This window comes from Wandonia haliotis (assembly GCF_039523435.1).
Classification (GTDB): Bacteria; Bacteroidota; Bacteroidia; order Flavobacteriales_D; family Crocinitomicaceae; genus Wandonia; species Wandonia haliotis.
The window spans coordinates 296,051-314,841 of sequence record NZ_BAAAFH010000007.1 but is presented as its reverse complement, the minus strand read 5'-3'; the positions used below and the strand labels follow the sequence as shown (position 1 = coordinate 314,841).

The window sequence follows — 18,791 nt, the reverse complement described above, 5'->3', positions numbered from 1 at the left end:
TTTTCATTAAATTTGCCTCTTATCGTAATGAGACAGATCAAAAGAATATGACAAATCAGGAACCCTATAAGCCGAAAAATAAGGTCAGAGTGGTGACAGCAGCTTCTCTCTTTGACGGGCATGATGCAGCAATTAATATCATGCGACGAATTATTCAGTCTACCGGTTGTGAAGTGATTCACCTTGGGCATGACAGGAGTGTTGAAGAGGTAGTCAATTGTGCCATTCAGGAAGATGTGCAGGCAATAGCTATGACGTCTTACCAGGGAGGACATACGGAATATTTTAAGTATATGTATGATTTGCTTCAGGAAAAAGGAGCGGGTCATATAAAGCTATTCGGTGGTGGTGGAGGAACGATTCTTCCCGAAGAAATCAGCGAATTGCAGGGATACGGAATTACCCGGATTTATCATCCGGATGATGGAAGATCACTTGGACTTCAGGGAATGATTAATGATCTGGTAGAAAAAAGTGATTACCCGGTTGGAAATGACCCGGAACTGGATTTGCAGAAATTGGCAGATAAAGATGTGAACACAATTGCACGTCTGATCTCTGCAGCTGAAAACTTCCCGGAAGCCTCTAAGGAGTTATTGGATAAAGTACATGCTATGTCTAAAGACTCGGTAACACCGGTATTAGGGATAACAGGTACAGGAGGAGCCGGAAAATCATCTTTGGTAGATGAGCTGGTGAGACGATTCCTGATCGACTTTACAGATAAGCAAATTGCAATTATCTCGGTAGATCCTTCGAAACGAAAAACAGGAGGTGCTTTACTAGGGGATCGTATTCGTATGAATGCCATCAGTAATGAGCGAGTGTATATGCGCTCTTTAGCGACACGTCAAAGTAATCTGGCTTTGTCAAAACACGTAGCAGAGGCCGTCGAGATTCTGAAAGCCGCAAAATATGATTTGATTATTCTGGAAACTTCCGGAATTGGACAGTCCGATACGGAGATCATGGATCATTCGGATGTTGCTTTATACGTAATGACCCCTGAATTTGGTGCGGCAACACAGCTGGAGAAAATCGATATGCTGGATTTTGCGGATGTTGTTGCTATCAACAAGTTTGATAAAAGAGGAGCTTTAGACGCATTGAGAGATGTGAAAAAGCAATTTGTGCGTAACCACCTTATGTGGGATGCAAAAGATGAAGATATTCCGGTATATGGTACGATCGCCTCGCAGTTTAACGATCCGGGAATGAACGCACTTTATAAAGTAATAATGGATAAGGTGGCTGAAAAAACTTCAGCAGAATTAAATTCATCGTTTGCTATTACACGTGAAATGTCGGAAAAGATATTTGTCATTCCTCCGTCGCGAACCCGTTATTTATCGGAGATCTCAGAAAATAACCGTGCGTATGATGCCTGGGCAGCAGAACAGGCTAAAGTTGCACAGCGCTTGTTTGGGATCTACAAAACAATAGAATCCGTTTCAGGAACAATACCTGAGTTGACCAAATCCGGAATTGAAGAAGAAAAATTGAATCCTTCTGACGAAAATAAGGAGTTGGTAAGTCTTTTGTTGAAAGAGTTTGACCGGGTAAAAATGGATCTGGATCCACATAACTGGGAAGCGCTTTTATCCTGGGGTGAGAAAAAGAGAAAATACAGAGAACCGCTTTATACATTTAAGGTTCGGGATAAAGAATTATCAATAAAAACACATACGGAATCCCTGTCGCATTCACAGATCCCTAAAGTGGCGTTACCTAAGTATGAGGCATGGGGGGATTTGTTGACGTGGATACTGCAGGAAAATGTTCCGGGAGAATATCCGTACACAGCAGGATTATTCCCGTTCAAACGGGAAGGAGAAGATCCGACACGTATGTTTGCGGGAGAGGGTGGTCCGGAACGTACCAACCGACGTTTTCACTATGTGAGTCTTGGTATGCCGGCTAAACGGCTTTCTACGGCATTTGACTCCGTAACACTTTATGGAAATGATCCGGCTGTTCGTCCTGATATTTACGGGAAGATCGGTAATTCAGGAGTTTCTATCTGCTGTCTGGATGATGCTAAAAAATTGTATTCAGGATTCCGCCTGTCCGATCCTAAAACTTCTGTTTCGATGACAATTAATGGTCCTGCACCTATGTTGTTAGGGTTCTTTATGAACGCGGCCATTGATCAGGAGTGTGAGGTGTATATTAAAGAAAACGGGCTGGAAGAAGAGGTGGAAGCCAAAATCAGTACGATATATAAAGAAAAAGGCGTAGAACGTCCCCGTTATCAGGGTAAGTTACCTGAAGGAAATGACGGATTAGGACTGATGCTGTTGGGAGTTACAGGAGATCAGGTACTTCCTGAGGATGTTTACAGCCAAATTAAGACAGAAACACTAAAACAAGTACGGGGAACAGTTCAGGCAGATATCCTTAAAGAGGATCAGGCACAAAATACGTGTATTTTCTCGACCGAATTTGCATTGCGCTTGATGGGGGATGTACAGGAATACTTTATTGACAAAGCAGTAAGGAATTTCTATTCCGTATCAATTTCAGGATACCATATCGCTGAGGCAGGAGCGAATCCGATCACGCAATTGGCACTTACACTGGCGAATGGATTTACCTATGTAGAGTATTATTTGAGTCGGGGTATGGATATCAATGCTTTCGGACCAAATCTTTCCTTCTTCTTCTCAAACGGAATTGACCCTGAGTATGCGGTGATCGGTCGGGTGGCCCGAAGAATTTGGGCAAAAGCACTTGCTAAGAAGTACGGAGCAAACCCACGGGCACAAATGTTGAAATATCATATTCAGACGTCCGGGCGTTCGTTGCACGCACAGGAAATTGACTTTAATGACATTCGTACTACACTTCAGGCGTTGTATGCAATTTATGATAACTGTAATTCGCTGCATACAAATGCATACGATGAGGCGATTACGACACCTACTGAGGAGTCGGTACGTCGTGCGATGGCTATTCAGTTGATTATTAACCGTGAATTAGGACTGGCGAAAAATGAAAATCCGATTCAGGGAGCTTTCATAATTGAAGAGCTTACGGAATTGGTGGAAGAAGCGGTTCTTACAGAGTTTGATCGTATTACAGAACGAGGTGGGGTGCTTGGGGCTATGGAAACGATGTACCAGCGATCAAAAATACAGGAAGAGTCATTGTACTACGAAACATTGAAACATACAGGAGAATATCCGATCATCGGTGTAAATACTTTCCTGAGTTCAAAAGGTTCTCCTACGATTGTCCCGGCAGAAGTAATCCGTGCAACAGAAGAAGAGAAACAGTATCAAATTAACATGCTGGCAAATCTTCATCAGCGTAATTCGGATAAGGTTGAAGAAATGTTGGGACGTGTACAGGATGCTGCTGTTAACAATCGAAATATGTTTACTGAATTAATGGAAGCTTCAAAATATTGCTCTTTGGGACAAATAACAAGAGCTTTATTTGAAGTAGGAGGTCAGTATCGACGAAATATGTAATAGATTGATTCTTAAATTCAAATTTTCAGAAATACAAAAGCCGGGGGCAGAACCTCCGGCTTTTTTTGTACTATAAAACCTGGGAAACAGAGTAGAAGGTGAAAAAAGGCACAAAAGTTGTACTTTAGCTGTTGTAAAACGAGTAGTATGAGAAAAGGAGTTATAGTGAGTCTGTTGGTCATTGGACTAATGAGTGTTTCGTGTGGAAACAAGAAAAAAGCAGTAGAGAACAGTGAAGTAGTTGAAATGAAGAATACGGAAACGAATAATGAGCAGCAGGCAGAAAGACGGAACTCTAAAGTTACAGTTGAGTTGGTTGACATGTCACAGGATATTAAAAGTGATCCTTTTACCATTCTTGATGCACATATTGATGGGAACAAGCTACACCTGACGGTACAATACGGAGGAGGATGTGGGGATCACTCCTTTACAGTTCTGGGATCTAAAATGATAATGAAGTCAATGCCTCCGCAACGCCCGGTTATGATTGTACATGATGCAGGTGGAGACAGATGTCGTGCTTTACTGACGGAAGAGTTAGTAGTCGATATTTCAGAACTTGCCTATACGAAACAAGACGGAAGTGAGATCTTTTTAATCATGGAAGGTCGTGAAAAAATTATGTACGTATACGAGTCAGAAGAAACAGAAGAGCGATAGTAGAGCATAGACGAAACAAAGATTGATAAAAAAGAAAACCCCTCTCGTTAGAGAGGGGTTTTTAGTATATACACTTCAAGAGTGATAATTACGCAATAGCGTCAGCAAGTAATGCATTAACATTTCTTACTGCTTTAGCGCTTTCTTCAATGTTTGCTTTTTCTGCATCTGATAGTTCAATAGATACGATTTCTTCGATACCATTTTTACCAAGAATACAAGGCACACCCAGACAGATATCATTTTGCCCGTATTCACCTTCTAACATAACCGAACAAGGAATCATTTTCTTAGAGTCCTGAGCGATAGCGCGAACGATTTCAGAAACAGCAGCTCCCGGAGCATACCATGCCGAAGTTCCTAAAAGACCTGTAAGTGTTGCTCCTCCTACTTTAGTATCTTCAACGACCTTTTGCATACGCTCTTCGGTAAGGAAGTTCGAAACCGGCATTCCATTACGTGTTGCTTTACTAATCAAAGGAACCATTCCTGTATCACTATGAGCGGCAATTACCATTCCATCCACATCAGAAGCAGGGCATCCTAAAGCTTCTGATAATCTATATTTGAAACGGGCGCTATCAAGAGCTCCTCCCATTCCGATAATACGGTTTTTCGGTAATCCGGTAGCTTTGTGAGTAAGGTATGCCATTGTGTCCATTGGGTTACTAACCACAACAAGGATAACGTTTGGAGAATGCTTAATCAGGTTTGCAGCAACTTCTTTTACAATTCCTGCGTTAATTCCGATTAACTCTTCACGAGTCATTCCCGGCTTACGTGGAATTCCTGATGTAATTACAGCTACGTCACTTCCTGCCGTTTTACTGTAATCATTTGTGCTACCAACTATTTTTGTGTCAAATCCATTCAGATTAGCACACTGCATAAGATCCATTGCTTTTCCTTCTGCAAATCCTTCTTTAATGTCAACAAGGACAACTTCAGATGCAAAGTTTTTGATAGCGATGTATTCTGCACAACTCGCTCCAACTGCACCTGCTCCAACTACGGTTACTTTCATTTTGGAATATTTTTGAATTTCGAATTATTTTCGGCTACTAAGATAGTAAAGAGTTTGCACATTAAAGGGATAGCGCTGAATGAATTTTGTCAGTTTTCTTAACAAAAATAAAGTTCGGAAAAAGACGAGGAAAGAAGTAGAAGAAAAACCGGTCTCACTCATTTTGAACTACTACTACCAACTTACAACCCTATGAAAAAGATGTATGAGTGAGACCGGCTTAATAAACCAAAAAACTACTATGAAAACAAAAACTTACTTGTAAAGATTTTGTTATGCAAAGTTAAGTAACTATTACCGTTCTCAGGCGAAAAAAATGTTAACGGTATTCTTTTTTGATTAAACGGTAACCGGTGTTGATTTAGACGTTTTTTAGAAGTCGGTGCAATGCGGAAATCTGTTTGAAGAAGGGATGAAAAATCGGATTGAGAAAAAAAACAAAATAAAAAAAGAGAAATACTTGCACGAATAAAAAATCTTTGTACATTTGTTCTGTAACCGTACGTGGTTACAATTTTTGGGTTTTATAGTTTTAGCATGGTTTAGCAAAAAGAGAAGGGAAGTACAGCTTTACTTCTCTTTTTGTTTTTTAAGAAGGTTTATTCCTGACAAAAGCCTCCTTCGTAAGTGGTCCCGTTCGGACAACAAATACAATCTCCCTCTTTAGGATTATCAACTACTAAAAAATGACTGTCAGGGCAGTCGCCACACTCTTTTTTACAGGAAGAGATACCAAAAGTCACTAGGATTCCGCCAACTAGTAAAAGAAGATACGTTTTTCGCATAATTTTTAATTTTAGATGTGATGAATGTACACTGTTCCCGTCAGAAAAGCAAAAAAAGGAGATGTATTACGATATTTCAGGCGAGTTAATAAGTTGATTTTTAACGGTTATTTCGGTTTTTTAAAATGTTTTTTTAATTTAACAAACCAATAGGAATTATTATTCTTTGTTTCTACATAACTTTGTAGTATAATTTAAAACTTCGTTTAAAGAAAATGAATGCATTAGGAAATCACATTTTGGTTGAATTCAGTGGATGTACTCCACAGATTATGAATGAAGTATCAACGATCGAACAAGGGATGGTTGATGCTGCAATTAAGGCTGGTGCTACAGTTATTAATTCTACTTTTCACCACTTTTCTCCATATGGGGTATCAGGGGTAGTTGTTATTCAGGAAAGTCACTTAGCTATTCATACTTGGCCAGAATATGGTTACGCAGCAGTGGATCTTTTTACCTGCGGAGATATTGACGCATGGGTTTCATTTGATTATCTGAAAGAAGTTTTTCAGGCGAAAAACTATTCTGCTGTTGAAATGCGTCGTGGTTCATTAAGTTTGTTGGATCGCATGGATTTTGATCTTACAACCATGCGTGAGGAGGCAAAAGGAAGAAGAAATCCGGACTTCTACACGCGTAACGTATGGTTTACAGATAAAGATGATAATCAGGCATTGTCATTGCGTTATACCGGAGAAGTATTCCACGATGTACAGTCACCTTATCAGCGTGTTAAAATTCTTGAGTCGTATAAGTACGGTAAGATGTTGGCATTGGACGATATGGTAATGACGACTGAGAAAGATGAGTTTCACTACCATGAGATGATTTCTCACCCGGCAATGTTTACACATGGAAATGTAAAAAATGTTTTGGTGATCGGAGGAGGAGACGGTGGAACCGTTCGTCAAATTCTTCGTCACGAAGGAGTTGAAAAAGTTACAATGGTAGAGATCGACGGAGAAGTGATTGAAGCCTGTAAAAAACACCTTCCGAATATTGCAGCGTCGTTTGACGACCCGAAACTGGAACTAATAGTAGGAGACGGAATAGCATTTGCGGCTAACGCCAAAGCAGAATCTTATGACCTTATTCTGGTTGATGGTTCTGATCCGGTTGGACCTGCAGAAGGGTTGTTCTCTGTTGAGTTCTTCAACAATTGTGCAAAAGCATTGAAGCCGGGAGGAATCCTATTGACACAGGGAGAATCTCCGAAGTTCAATGAGAAAGCTTTTGCAGAACTTCATCATACATTGGCAGATATTTTTGGTAAAGACCATACATACACAAGTTTGTTCTTTGTTCCAACGTATCCAACAGGAATGTGGAGCTTCCAGTGGGGAGTAAAAGGTGATGCAAATCCGAAGAAGATCACAAATGACGATGAAATTGAAGCATTTGTAGAGAAACAAGGATTGCGTTATTACAATGCAGATGTGCACCGGGGAAGTTTTGCTACTCCTGGGTTTGTGAAAGACTTGTTGAAATAGTAAATTTTTGCGCTTTACAATTGGCGCAGACAAAACATAGAAAAAGACGTAAGAACTGAAAAGCTTGCGTCTTTTTTATTCGTAGAATACATAAAAAAAACGGATATGAATTACGAAAATTTTGATCCTAACGGAGTAGGGATAAATAATGGGAATATCTTCGGATTTCCTTATACCATAGAAGATGCGGAAATTGTAATTATTCCCGTTCCCTGGGATGCTACGGCATCTTTTGGAAAAGGAACAAGCAACGGACCACAACGAATTCTGGATGCCTCCCCGCAACTCGATTTTTACCACCCGAAATTTCCGGAAGCATGGAAAACACGCATCGCGATGACTCCGATTTCGGACGAGTGGAAAGAAATTAATGATAAGTACTGTGGGAAAGCTATGGAGTATATCAGTTTCCTGGAGGATGGAGGAACCATTTCAACGAATCCGGCCTACCAGCGCACACTGACAGAAATAGCGGAAGCGCAACAGGCACTGGCACTTCACCTTAAAGAAAAGGCACTTGAGTTAAGAGAAGAAGGGAAATTGGTAGCCGTTTTAGGGGGCGAACACTCCACCCCATTGGGGTTAATTACTGCATTGGCGGAAAAGGAAGAGTTCGGAATCCTGCAAATTGATGCACATGCTGATCTCCGGGATGCCTACGAAGGGTTTGAGCAGTCACACGCATCTATTATGTTTAACGCGCTGAAACTGGATCATGTGCAAAAGCTGGTACAGGTAGGAATTCGGGATGTTGCGCAGACAGAAATTGATCTGGTGAATAGTGATCCGAGAATCCGAACCTTTTACGACTGGGAAATAAAAGAAGCAGGATACGAAGGAAAAACATGGAAAGAGCAGGTGAGTGAAATACTTGCAGAGTTACCTCAGAAAGTATATGTTTCTTTCGATATTGATGCGTTAAAGCCCTATTTATGTCCGAATACCGGAACTCCTGTTCCCGGAGGTTTTGAGCTTGAAGAGGTAGCGTATCTGTTATTTGAACTGGCGTTATCGGGGAAAGAAATCATTGGTTTTGACTTGAATGAGGTCGGGGATGATGAATGGGATGGAAATGTAGGGGCACGCGCATTATGGAATTTATGTATCGCTGCAAAAGCTTCACGACAGTAAGGCTGCTTGTTGTCATTCTCCTGAATAAGTAGTAATTTTGCACAAAATTGATACGAATGATTTTACCCATAGTCGCATACGGAGATCCTGTTTTGAAAAAAATGGCAGAGGAAATCGATGAAGATTACGAAGGACTGGACCAGTTGATAGCAGATATGTTTGAAACAATGTATGCTGCTCATGGAGTTGGTTTGGCAGCTCCTCAGATCGGGAGGTCTATCCGGCTTTTCGTTGTTGATGCATCGCCGTTTGCTGAACCGGACGAAGATGGAGAGGAAGATCCGAGAGCAGAAGGAGTAGAGAACTTTAAAAAGGTTTTTATCAATCCGATTATAGAAGAAGAAGAAGGAAAAGAATGGGCGTTTAATGAAGGATGCCTCAGTATTCCTAAAATCAGGGAAGATGTACAACGAAAACCTAAAATTCGCGTGACCTACTTTGATGAAAACTGGGAGTTCCACGAAGAAGAATTCGACGGATATGCGGCACGTGTGGTTCAGCATGAATACGATCACATCGAGGGGATTTTGTTCACCGACCATATTTCCCCATTGAAAAAGAGATTGTTGCAGAAGAAACTGACCAATATTTCAAAAGGATTGGTTGACGTTGATTACAGAATGAAATTTCCGGTAAAATCTAAAAAATAAGTAATGAAAAGAATTGGTTTTTTATTAATGGTTTCCACCTTGTTAGTGGCTTGTTCCGGGACTGATGAAAACAGTGCTGAAACAACCGATGCAACTACTGATGCGACAGTTTCCCAAGAAGGATTACAAACGGAGATCAAAAATCTGGAGGATTCACTATTTAAAGTGATTCCGGAAGTACCTAAAGATCTGTATGATCTGGCGATTTCTAAAAACCTTCAGTATGTTGATCATTTTCCGGAAGACGCATATTCTGCGGAATGTTTGGATCGGGTACAAGGTTACTTTTCGCAGTTACAGAAGTATAAGAAGGCAGTAATTTATACCGATACATTACTTTCCCGGTTTCCGGAATACAAAAACAAAAAATTCCTGATGTATAACCGTGCAACGTCACTAGACTTATTGCGTGATACAGCAAGAGCTCGTCAGGCGTACGTAGAATATCTTGAGACGTTTCCGAATCTTCCGGATGCAGAACGCGAGGAAATAGAAGAATTGATTAAACTGGTTCCTTACTCTTTTGAGGAACGTATTGAAATGATGAATTAATCGAAATTCACAGAGAAAAGGAAGCCGGACTGTATTGTTCGGCTTTTTTTGTGTAGATAGATTGCCGTATTTTTTCTGTTTTTTTAAATTATCAGGGATATACTGTTTTGAATAACAGCTTCTTGTTTTACATTTGGATAGGACTTTCGGAAAAACCGGAAGCTAAATACCCGGTACAAGAAGAGATATGAAGTATTTGCTAAGTTGTTTATTTTTCGTCCCCGTTTTCCTGTTGGCGCAGGACTTCCAGTGGGCATCAAAAGTGATTGCGTTTTCCTCCGAATTTGACTATAAAAAATACCCGGGACAATACCGGGCGAATCAGGTACTCGGTGAACCCAGTACCTTCTCTTTGAACAAAGCAAATCCCTGTGCCTGGGCACCGTCCAAAAAGAATAATGAAGAGAGCGATTTTATAGAAGTCGGTTTTGCGATTCCCCAAAAGGTTCAGCAGGTAGTTGTTCACGAATCGTTTAACCCGGGAAGTATCTCCCGGATCATTGTGAAGGGAGAGAAGGGAGTCGAACAAACCGTATACGAGGTTGATTCATTAATCGCTCTTTCATCTGCAAGACTATTGTCAGTCAAATTTGCCCCGACGACTTTTAAAGTAAATGCGGTACGTATTGAAATGCAGACGAAATATATTGACGGTTTTAATCAGATTGATGCCATAGCCATAGCAAATCACCACGAACCCTACGAGATAAGAATAAACGTAAATCCTGAAGTTGAGAAACAGGTTGTTACAATGGAAAGTCTGGGAGGGGCCGTTAATTCTTCTACGGCAGATTTGTCTCCTGTAATTTCCCCTAACGGAAAGACCTTATACTTTACACGTCAAAATCACCCGGAAAATATTGCTCCTATTGAAGCGCAGGACGTGTGGATGAGTCAGGTGCGGGAAGATGGTACTTTTGAGCCGGCGCAGAATGTAAAAGCTCCGGTAAATAACTCATTCAATAATTCTGTTTTCGGTATCACACCGGACGGACAGAAGATTTTTCTTTTGAACCAGTACAACAAAGACGGGACATCGACACCGGGGATTTCTTTTACCCAAAAACAAATTGACGGTTGGGCTTTTCCTGAAAACATTGAAATCGATTCGTTTCAAAATCACGGACCGTTTGGCGAATATTGTATCTCAAATTCGGGAAAAATTCTTGTAATGGCTATTATGCTTGACAAACAGGGAACCAAAGACCTGCATGTTTCGTTTAGAAAAGAAGATGGTACGTGGACAGAGCCTAAGTCACTGGGGAATAGACTGAATACGGCAGCAAGTGAAATATCTCCTTTTTTAGCGTCTGACGAGAAAACCCTTTATTACAGTACCTCGGGGTTTCCTACGTATGGAGGCTCAGATATCTTTGTTACACGGAGGTTAGATGATACCTGGGAAAACTGGACCCAACCGGAAAATCTGGGGCCCTACCTGAATTCAAAAGAGTTTGATGCATACTACACATTACCGGCAAAAGGAGATTACGTCTACCTGGTTTCTTATCGGGAGGGAGGATTGGGAGAAAGCGATATCTACCGGGCTTCCGTTCCGGAGGTATTACGCCCTGAGGCTGTTGCTTTGGTACGGGGAACGGTGCGCAACCAAAAGACAAACGAACCGCTTGCTGCTTCAATTGCCTACTATGCGTTGAGTTCGGGGAAGGAGATAGGGCTGGCTCAATCTGACCCTGTGACGGGGAAGTATGAAATTGTATTGCCGGCTGGTGAGAAGTATGGTTTTTCAGCTAAGCGCGAACAGTTCTTGCCGGTATCTTCCGAGTTTGAGTTGCCCAAAACAGCAGGTTATCAGGAAAAAGAAGTGGATCTTTATTTGGTTCCTATTGAGAAAGGAGCAAAAATTGTTATCAATAACGTTTACTTTGATACGGATAAGTATGAACTACGGAAAGAGTCCTTTGTTGAATTGGATCAGTTGGTAGCGATTATGAAGAAGTATTCGTCTATGCAAATTGAGATATCCGGGCATACGGATGATGTAGGAGAGGCAGCTTATAATCTTACACTGAGCAAAAACAGAGCTGCTTCTGTCATGCGTTACCTGACCGGAAAGGGAATTCAGGAACAGCGAATCAAAGCACAGGGCTATGGCGAAGAAACTCCCCTAGTTCCGAATACAGATGCGGATTCACGTCAAACGAACAGGAGGGTAGAGTTTACGGTACAGAGTCTGTAATCAGCCTCCAATGCTGATTCCTATTTCGACAGTTTGCATTTGGACAGGACTGGGAGATGAAAATAAATTGGAAAGGTATACGGTACTGAAAACAAAAAAGTCCCGGTAGCCGATCCTAATCCGTGGACCATGTTGAACACGGTTCAGGTTATTAAACTTACTGAAGGCAAACTCTTCACCATTGAGTTTTACCCGGTTTTTTGCCCCGACAACAAATGAAGCCTGGTACCCGAAATAAAACTTGAAGGAAGAGTTCAGTTTTATTCTGAATTCCAACGGAAGGTTGATACGGTGCAGGTTCAGTCTGCTGTACTTCAGATCATCTGTCGGAGCGGTGTGATTCCAAAGTGTTGTGTTGCTACTGTCCGCAGAAAAAGTACCGAGATGGCTTAAACTCGAATAATAATATCCTACCCCGATAGCGATGGCGAATTTCTTTGCCGGAGAGAAATTCAGCTCATAGTGATAATTTAACCCGGCAGAAAATGAAAGTTTATGCGCTGTTGGGGCATTTGCCTGTTTCATCCAGAAAGAAGGTGCAAACTCCACAGACCAAATATCATCCTGTAAAGCGGGAGGGAGGGAAAAGGGATTAAATCTATTGTCATTTTGGGAATAGAGTGTTATCCCGGAGATAAGCACAATAAGGATGGAGTAGAACCATTTCATAGTCTATCTGTAAAATGTTTTTCGTTCAGACTTGCCGCGTGAGATAACGATAGAGTCCCTGTTCATTGATTGAATGATATAATCTTCGTAAAAGCCGTCTCCGGTTTTAAGGTTCATGGTAAAATTATCCACTTTTACAAGACCGGTACCTCCTTTTGAATGTGTACGTTTTACAATCCCGAAATAACGGATATTCGGCCAGGAACGTGTCGCAGGAGGTGGGGGAGTTGTCGCGGGAACCCGATTGGTATACTGATCCGGATCGGTATCATTTCCCCGCAGAGAGACTCCGGAAGACTTGCCGAGAAACGGATCTCTGTAATCACAGAATAACTCAAAATTTCTGTCTTCTGCTTTCGGGAGTAAAATAGGAGTGTCCTGGTAAAGGGCGGATTCGGGTGTTTCAGAATCAGCTGTAAGGTTGCCAACAATTTTTACGATGACATTGATCCAGATAATTCCTACCACGATCAATAATACTACCGATACAAATTTGTTTTTCCCCAACATTAATTAACAGTTAGTGTACGGACTGTTGAATAGCTTCCCTGATTACCCGCAGCATCCATATTATAAACCCGCCAGTAATAATTTCCGGAAGGAAGAGGGATGTCTGTGGTCGTTCCCGTTACCGTTTCACTTGTTTCAATAGAAGTGAATGCCTCATCTGTAGCGACCTGTACAATGGATGTCACCGGTGATTGTATAATTCCCGTATCGGATGCATTACTCCAGGTAAACGTTACCGGAGAGGATACAATAGCGTTGTCTGCCGGAGCAACCAGCGTAGGAGTAACCGGGGGCGTGTCGTCAATACGAAAAGTAGATGTAAAAGTTGTCGTTGAAGCGCCATTGGCAAGATACGCCTTAACACCCCAGACATAATTGCCATCCGTGTAGTCAACATTAGTGACCGAAATAGAATTAGATGCAATAGAATTTTGGGAATGCACAATCGTTCCTGTTGCGTACTCTGTTCCTTCCCGCAAACTGAATTCATACGATGATACACCCGATAAACCAGACCAACTGAAAAACCCGTTAAAGGAACCGTTGTAATAAGAACCCGAAGACGGAGTGTTCAGATTAATTTGTGCCTGACTCCCCTGTACAGTATCTACGACAAAAGGGAACGGACCTGAAGGGAGAGACTGATAACCGTTGTTATGAGCTGTTAGTTTGTATTCGTACGTACCCCGTTCAAGACTAACAAATAACGAATTTGCCGAAGTCGTCGAGTCAAATGCAATAAATGTAGGGGACGCAAAAGACGGAGAAAAAATCTGCAAGCGATAGTGGGTTGCACCTTCCAAAGGTTCCCAAAGAAAATGGGAGTACTCTGGAATTGTATCATTGGCCTGTGGGACAATCATAAAGGGAGTTTCTCCGGAGATATCCTTTTCAATAACATCATTACAGGACACCAGTGCCAAACAGAGAACAAAGACGACTGTTCCGTATAAATTTAAAGTAAAAATGCGGCTGTTGCGTAGCATACCTTTCGTTTAATTACAACAAACTTATGAAATAATTTTGGGATGGAGGGAGAATATGTTTTAAGCGAAGGACTTCTGATTAGGAGGAACTGATTCAATCATAAAAAATAATTTTTGTGGAATGTATAATTCTTTTGTCCTGAGGTGGAATTTGCATATAATTACCAAACAAACGATTCAGGAATCGGTCAGGATTTTTAGGTAGGCAGACTTCTTTGTTTTCAAAAATACTACGCTGTACAGGATATACATCATTCATCCAAACAAAGTTGTAAGCATTCCAACCGTATACATGACAAAGTTTTTTAGGACGAATAATCTTGGCCAATAAACGAGCTCCCCAAACCAGTAAATTAGCAGGGCCCCAGAGTATCAATGCGATTAGATATTCGATTTTTTTGTCATTATAATTTTTAATTCTGCGAAATGCTCTTCCATAAAAAAAATCAATAAACTTCTTTAATCTGAAAGAAACTATGGGTTCAACGGGAATAATATCCAGAAATATTCCGTTCTCCTGTAGATTAAAGGATTCTTCTTCTTCTATCAGAGAGTTTTTGTCGCGGACTTTTGCAATTTTCATGCAAAAATTCTTATCAGTGGTTTCGTCTTGATAAACAAGGTTTTCAGGTAACTCCTTGGGAAGAATCTTTCTTAGTTTTAAAAGGTCTTTACGCATAACCGCTATGTCCAGATCATCATCCCATGGAATAAATCCCTTATGACGGATGGCTCCCAGACAACTTCCTCCATCAAGGAAATACGTGATGTTATGTTTCTGACAAATTTGATCAACTACCATCAAAATATCTAACATTCTTAATTGTGCTTTTCTTAAAGTCGTTCCTTCCGCGTTGTAATGGGATAAATCTTCCATACTTTTATTGATTATTCCTCAATTTATCCAAAGTTGTGTTAATAAGAGTTGAAGAAGTTCCTTTTGTATATGGGAAGTAAACAACTCGGACGCCTACTTCACTAAATTGTTTTTCAAGTTCCTGCCATTTTTCAGTTCCGTACCAGTCATCGCCGACAAACATGACGTCAAATTTTAACTTTTTCCACATTTCAAACTTTTCCATTGACTCCTGAGCGATGGCAGCATCGACATATTTGATATTTCGTACGATCTCTATTCTTTCCTCAAACGGAATCACGGCTTGTTTATTCTTGTATGCGACCAATTCGTCTGTGGTCACTCCAACAATAAGTTTGTCACAAAGTGATTTCGCATTTTTCAACATGTTTAAATGGCCGATATGAAATAAATCAAAAACGCCAGTTGTATAACCTATTACCATAACCAGTTTTTATTAAAATATTTATCATGAAATAATTGGATATTAATGAACATCCAAAGTAATTGACCTGATCTGGGGTTTTGCTTCAGATCATCGATAAGGCTAGTTAATAACTCGGACTTTAACCAGCTAGAATTTTTTAGTATATCCGCTTGTTGGACAAGATTAGGAAACCATTGTGAGAGAGGGACTGGGAATCCCATTTTTTTTCGATAGATAATATCATTTGGTAAATACTTCTCCGCTACTTTTTTTAAGATGTATTTAGGAGTATCCAGAACTTCACTATATTGTTGAGCATAAAGACTTTTAGCTTTAATCTCGTCTGAAACACTGTTCCAATGCAATTTCTGGTCATAAGGTATCCGGGAATAAACAAATTCGATCAGTTCATGATCCAGAAAGGGGGGACGGGCTTCAACTCCGGTCTGCATAGTTGTCATATCTACTCTCTGCAAAAGTCCCTGGATATGATATTTATGGAAAAACCGGAAAATATTTTCATCATTCTTGTGTAAGGAAAAATCAGATGCTATCCGGTTGTCAAATTCCTCTCTTTTATCCGTAGTATTTACAGATAAATACAGGTCTCGTATAGGTCTGGAAACATATTCATACTGCCGAACAAAGTAATCATAAAAACGCTGCTCGTTATTATGGTTTTCAAAATCAAAACCGGAACGAAATATTTTACCGTATCCACCAAAAAGTTCATCAGCTCCTTCTCCTGAAATTACTACTGTAATATCACTACTCAAAACAGAAGACATATGTGCAAGAGGTACTTCATTAGGAACAGCCAGAGGGGCATCCTTAAACTCTATTAATCGTTCCCAATTGCCAAAGTAGCTTGATGGGTCAAATAGAATTTCCTTGTGATTAGTACCATAGATGTCTGCGACTTTTTTCGCATATGAAAATTCATTGAATTCTTTTTGTTCAAAACCTATGGTATAAGTATCTATTCGGTGGTCAGATGTTTTTGATAAAATAGCTGTGGTCAGACTGGAATCAACTCCTCCACTTAGATAGGCGCCAACGGGAACATCAGAAATAAACCAACGTTTAAAAGCTTTCTGAATCTGTTCATCAGTTTCTTCGATGAGATCAGAGCTATTGTTAGAAGCAGAAAGATTTAAGTCGGGTAGTTGCCAGTATTCCGTTTCATTACACTCCAGATTTTTATTAAAATGAAGATAAGTGGAAGATTTTACCTGGTGGATTTTCTTAAAGAAAGTGTCCGGCTCCCTCACATATCTGTTTGCAAGATAATCATCAATAGCTTCATGATTGAATTCTGGCTGAAGTAACCCGGAATGTAAGATCCCTTTTATTTCAGAGGAAAAAATGAGTGTATTGTTGACAATAGTGAAAAATAGTGGTTTAATGCCAAAACGATCTCGTACAAGATAGAAATCCTGGTTTTCAATATTGTATGCGACAAAAGCAAACATTCCGTTGGCTTTTTTAAGAATCCAGTCGATCCCTTTGAATTCAATTGCTGCAAGAAGAACTTCAGTATCTGATGTCGTGGTGAAATTGTGAATGTCTGAAAGTTCTTTTCTAATGGTTTGAAAATTAAATATTTCACCGTTAAAAACAATGATCCATTTCCCTGATTGTATTTTCATTGGTTGATTGGAGCGTTCGTCCAAATCAAGAATTGATAATCTTCTATGACCTAAGGCAACGTTGGTGCCAATAAGAAGATGATTGTCCGCATCCGGTCCTCTGTGAGCGATAGACAGGTTCATTTTTACAATTCGGTCTTTAATATTGGAAATGTTATGAAGAGATATGATTCCGTTTATGCCGCACATAGATTCGTATATATAGTAACTTCCAAAAATAGCAATTTTATATGGATAAATAGAGATGATAGATAAGGCTATGCTTTCGTTTATTCAGGGGAATATATTTTGAGGTTTTTTTGTGTAGTAAAAAACCAGTAGCATCACTACATCGTGAAAATAGCGCAGATAAACTTTAAGAGTTTAACAGGAGTACAATTCTTTTAACAAAATTAATTTTCAGGTATGGGAGTATTTTTGGATATTTAGTAGTGTAAAATAGTGTTATCTAACTAATTGCTTATGATGAGGTTTGTGTTTTTTCTTATGGTGTTGACAATGGTGGTAGCGTGCAAAAAGGATAAAGCGTTGAATGGTATTGACGCGGAGTTATTTGAGATGGCAGAGCAGACTTCCGGGTTTACCTGGTATAAAAATTCAGATGCTTTGTTGCCGAAGAGCTCCGGTTCCGGTCATGAGCATCCTTTTCTCCGAACGCGTTTCAATTCAGTCGCAGCGACTCAACTGAATAGTGAAGGGAAAATTGCTGCGAATGCGGTCTTTCCGCAAGGATCACTGGTTGTAAAAGAACTGGTCAATGAAGACGAGTCATTAGGGCGCTATGCAATTTTGTATAAAGCTTCCGGAAATGAAAATGCAGACGCAAATGGTTGGGTATGGGGATATATTGATGCGGATAAAAAAGTCGTGTCCAGTGCTGAAAAGAAAGGAGCGTCCTGTATCAATTGTCACCAGCAATCGGGGAGTATTGATTACATGCTGATGAATAAATTTTTCCCCTGATATCTGAAATCAGGAGTTGGTGATGATGTCTACTTTGCTGATTGAAACCGGACTACGTTAAATCGGTTTAGTCGGTCACAAGATCCTCTACCTGAACGCCTTTTTGACGTAATTGTTCCATAATTTCTTTAAAGGAACGAAGTAGTTCGGGAGAGTTAATAACCCCGGCAGCGAGAAAGGATTTCAGCGTCTCTATGCGTAACAGCGGAGAAAAGTCCTTTATCTGTGTCGTGATTCCGGTAATTTCTTCCAGTTCGTTGAGTCTTGTGAGTGGCTCCAGATTGCACAATCCATCCAGTAAAGATAAATTGATACTTCTCAATCGGGGCAATTGCTCAATGCCTTCCAGTGAAAATACAGTTGTAGGTCCTCCGGGGTAGTAATCTTCATAGGGCGCAACAAGTGTTTCGTAGGCGGAACATTCGGTATCAATTCCCAAATAAGTAATGGATTCCATCTGCTCCGGACGAAGAGGGTATTTTAGTAAGTACTCTTTTACATCATTTATGGTTTCGTATCCTTCTTCTTCCAGATCGATACTTCTTCCGATTGTTTCCTGATAAAAATCATCATAGGGAAACTCTCCGATTTCAATCCCTACTTCATTGGGTTCGTCTTCATCGGTAACAAGTAATGCTCCTAGTACATAAAGTTTGAGATTATCCTCCATGCTTGTATTATTTATACGGTTCTAAATCTACTGATTATCTTATTAAAAACTTAAAATCAGATGTTTATTTATCGGTGATCTGTTATTGTT

Annotated in this window: 17 protein-coding genes; 8 read left to right on the top strand and 9 right to left on the bottom strand. The window is 40.3% G+C overall.

Annotated features, from left to right (window positions below):
* Window positions 1-47 precede the first annotated feature (47 nt).
* Both ABDZ97_RS07565 and ABDZ97_RS07560 read left to right on the top strand, forming a co-directional pair.
* Window positions 48-3,473, top strand: coding sequence for a methylmalonyl-CoA mutase family protein (locus tag ABDZ97_RS07565; protein WP_343786138.1), 3,426 nt, complete (start codon window positions 48-50; stop codon window positions 3,471-3,473).
* A gap of 147 nt (window positions 3,474-3,620) precedes the next feature.
* On the top strand, window positions 3,621-4,136 hold the full coding sequence (locus ABDZ97_RS07560; protein ID WP_343786136.1) for a hypothetical protein: 516 nt from the start codon (window positions 3,621-3,623) through the stop codon (window positions 4,134-4,136).
* Between the two features lie 88 nt (window positions 4,137-4,224).
* Here the strand turns inward: ABDZ97_RS07560 and ABDZ97_RS07555 are convergent, their stop codons facing one another.
* Both ABDZ97_RS07555 and ABDZ97_RS07550 read right to left on the bottom strand, forming a co-directional pair.
* Window positions 4,225-5,160, bottom strand: a complete 936-nt coding sequence (locus ABDZ97_RS07555; protein ID WP_343786134.1) for a malate dehydrogenase — start codon at window positions 5,158-5,160, stop codon at window positions 4,225-4,227.
* Window positions 5,161-5,759: 599 nt separating this feature from the next.
* On the bottom strand, window positions 5,760-5,945 hold the full coding sequence (locus ABDZ97_RS07550; RefSeq protein WP_343786132.1) for a hypothetical protein: 186 nt from the start codon (window positions 5,943-5,945) through the stop codon (window positions 5,760-5,762).
* A 215-nt stretch (window positions 5,946-6,160) separates the two neighbouring features.
* Between ABDZ97_RS07550 and speE the strand changes: the two genes are divergently transcribed.
* From speE to ABDZ97_RS07525, 5 genes are all read left to right on the top strand, one after another.
* On the top strand, window positions 6,161-7,438 hold the full coding sequence (gene speE / locus ABDZ97_RS07545) for a polyamine aminopropyltransferase (RefSeq protein WP_343786130.1): 1,278 nt from the start codon (window positions 6,161-6,163) through the stop codon (window positions 7,436-7,438).
* A 105-nt stretch (window positions 7,439-7,543) separates the two neighbouring features.
* On the top strand, window positions 7,544-8,569 hold the full coding sequence (locus ABDZ97_RS07540) for an agmatinase family protein (RefSeq protein ID WP_343786128.1): 1,026 nt from the start codon (window positions 7,544-7,546) through the stop codon (window positions 8,567-8,569).
* A gap of 56 nt (window positions 8,570-8,625) precedes the next feature.
* Entirely contained in the window at window positions 8,626-9,219 is a 594-nt protein-coding gene (def, locus tag ABDZ97_RS07535) for a peptide deformylase (protein ID WP_343786126.1), read from the top strand.
* A gap of 3 nt (window positions 9,220-9,222) precedes the next feature.
* On the top strand, window positions 9,223-9,771 hold the full coding sequence (locus tag ABDZ97_RS07530; protein WP_343786124.1) for a tetratricopeptide repeat protein: 549 nt from the start codon (window positions 9,223-9,225) through the stop codon (window positions 9,769-9,771).
* 187 nt (window positions 9,772-9,958) lie between these two features.
* Window positions 9,959-11,971, top strand: a complete 2,013-nt coding sequence (locus ABDZ97_RS07525) for an OmpA family protein (RefSeq protein ID WP_343786122.1) — start codon at window positions 9,959-9,961, stop codon at window positions 11,969-11,971.
* Here the strand turns inward: ABDZ97_RS07525 and ABDZ97_RS07520 are convergent, their stop codons facing one another.
* The 6 genes from ABDZ97_RS07520 to asnB all read right to left on the bottom strand — a co-directional run bounded on the left by ABDZ97_RS07520 (window position 11,972) and on the right by asnB (window position 17,257).
* On the bottom strand, window positions 11,972-12,640 hold the full coding sequence (locus tag ABDZ97_RS07520; protein WP_343786120.1) for an outer membrane beta-barrel protein: 669 nt from the start codon (window positions 12,638-12,640) through the stop codon (window positions 11,972-11,974). It lies immediately after the preceding gene.
* A gap of 3 nt (window positions 12,641-12,643) precedes the next feature.
* Window positions 12,644-13,150, bottom strand: a complete 507-nt coding sequence (locus tag ABDZ97_RS07515; protein WP_343786118.1) for a hypothetical protein — start codon at window positions 13,148-13,150, stop codon at window positions 12,644-12,646.
* Window positions 13,150-14,136 carry a hypothetical protein gene (locus ABDZ97_RS07510; protein ID WP_343786116.1) on the bottom strand — a complete coding sequence of 329 codons (987 nt, stop codon included), beginning with the start codon at window positions 14,134-14,136 and terminating at the stop codon, window positions 13,150-13,152. Before ABDZ97_RS07510 ends, ABDZ97_RS07515 begins: the two co-directional genes overlap by 1 nt.
* Window positions 14,137-14,230: 94 nt before the next feature.
* Window positions 14,231-15,013: a LicD family protein gene (locus ABDZ97_RS07505; protein WP_343786114.1), complete on the bottom strand. Its 783-nt coding sequence runs from the start codon at window positions 15,011-15,013 to the stop codon at window positions 14,231-14,233.
* Between the two features lie 4 nt (window positions 15,014-15,017).
* Window positions 15,018-15,437, bottom strand: a complete 420-nt coding sequence (locus ABDZ97_RS07500) for an FAD synthase family protein (protein ID WP_343786112.1) — start codon at window positions 15,435-15,437, stop codon at window positions 15,018-15,020.
* Window positions 15,431-17,257, bottom strand: coding sequence for an asparagine synthase (glutamine-hydrolyzing) (gene asnB / locus ABDZ97_RS07495; RefSeq protein ID WP_343786110.1), 1,827 nt, complete (start codon window positions 17,255-17,257; stop codon window positions 15,431-15,433). Before asnB ends, ABDZ97_RS07500 begins: the two co-directional genes overlap by 7 nt.
* A 273-nt stretch (window positions 17,258-17,530) precedes the next feature.
* On the opposite strand from asnB, the gene ABDZ97_RS07490 reads away from it, so the two are divergent.
* Entirely contained in the window at window positions 17,531-18,031 is a 501-nt protein-coding gene (locus ABDZ97_RS07490) for a cytochrome P460 family protein (protein ID WP_343786108.1), read from the top strand.
* A 67-nt stretch (window positions 18,032-18,098) separates the two neighbouring features.
* On the opposite strand, the gene ABDZ97_RS07485 is transcribed toward ABDZ97_RS07490, so the two are convergent.
* On the bottom strand, window positions 18,099-18,701 hold the full coding sequence (locus tag ABDZ97_RS07485) for a DUF6892 domain-containing protein (protein ID WP_343786106.1): 603 nt from the start codon (window positions 18,699-18,701) through the stop codon (window positions 18,099-18,101).
* Window positions 18,702-18,791: the final 90 nt, after the last annotated feature.

Excerpts from the sequence above, each read along its gene's own strand:
- ABDZ97_RS07565 (WP_343786138.1), top strand. The coding sequence starts at position 48 with ATGACAAATCAGGAACCCTATAAGCCGAAAAATAAGGTCAGAGTGGTG.
- ABDZ97_RS07560 (WP_343786136.1), top strand. The coding sequence starts at position 3,621 with ATGAGAAAAGGAGTTATAGTGAGTCTGTTGGTCATTGGACTAATGAGT.
- ABDZ97_RS07555 (WP_343786134.1), bottom strand. The coding sequence starts at position 5,160 with ATGAAAGTAACCGTAGTTGGAGCAGGTGCAGTTGGAGCGAGTTGTGCA.
- ABDZ97_RS07550 (WP_343786132.1), bottom strand. The coding sequence starts at position 5,945 with ATGCGAAAAACGTATCTTCTTTTACTAGTTGGCGGAATCCTAGTGACT.
- speE (WP_343786130.1), top strand. The coding sequence starts at position 6,161 with ATGAATGCATTAGGAAATCACATTTTGGTTGAATTCAGTGGATGTACT.
- ABDZ97_RS07540 (WP_343786128.1), top strand. The coding sequence starts at position 7,544 with ATGAATTACGAAAATTTTGATCCTAACGGAGTAGGGATAAATAATGGG.
- def (WP_343786126.1), top strand. The coding sequence starts at position 8,626 with ATGATTTTACCCATAGTCGCATACGGAGATCCTGTTTTGAAAAAAATG.
- ABDZ97_RS07530 (WP_343786124.1), top strand. The coding sequence starts at position 9,223 with ATGAAAAGAATTGGTTTTTTATTAATGGTTTCCACCTTGTTAGTGGCT.
- ABDZ97_RS07525 (WP_343786122.1), top strand. The coding sequence starts at position 9,959 with ATGAAGTATTTGCTAAGTTGTTTATTTTTCGTCCCCGTTTTCCTGTTG.
- ABDZ97_RS07520 (WP_343786120.1), bottom strand. The coding sequence starts at position 12,640 with ATGAAATGGTTCTACTCCATCCTTATTGTGCTTATCTCCGGGATAACA.
- ABDZ97_RS07515 (WP_343786118.1), bottom strand. The coding sequence starts at position 13,150 with ATGTTGGGGAAAAACAAATTTGTATCGGTAGTATTATTGATCGTGGTA.
- ABDZ97_RS07510 (WP_343786116.1), bottom strand. The coding sequence starts at position 14,136 with ATGCTACGCAACAGCCGCATTTTTACTTTAAATTTATACGGAACAGTC.
- ABDZ97_RS07505 (WP_343786114.1), bottom strand. The coding sequence starts at position 15,013 with ATGGAAGATTTATCCCATTACAACGCGGAAGGAACGACTTTAAGAAAA.
- ABDZ97_RS07500 (WP_343786112.1), bottom strand. The coding sequence starts at position 15,437 with ATGGTAATAGGTTATACAACTGGCGTTTTTGATTTATTTCATATCGGC.
- asnB (WP_343786110.1), bottom strand. The coding sequence starts at position 17,257 with ATGTGCGGCATAAACGGAATCATATCTCTTCATAACATTTCCAATATT.
- ABDZ97_RS07490 (WP_343786108.1), top strand. The coding sequence starts at position 17,531 with ATGATGAGGTTTGTGTTTTTTCTTATGGTGTTGACAATGGTGGTAGCG.
- ABDZ97_RS07485 (WP_343786106.1), bottom strand. The coding sequence starts at position 18,701 with ATGGAGGATAATCTCAAACTTTATGTACTAGGAGCATTACTTGTTACC.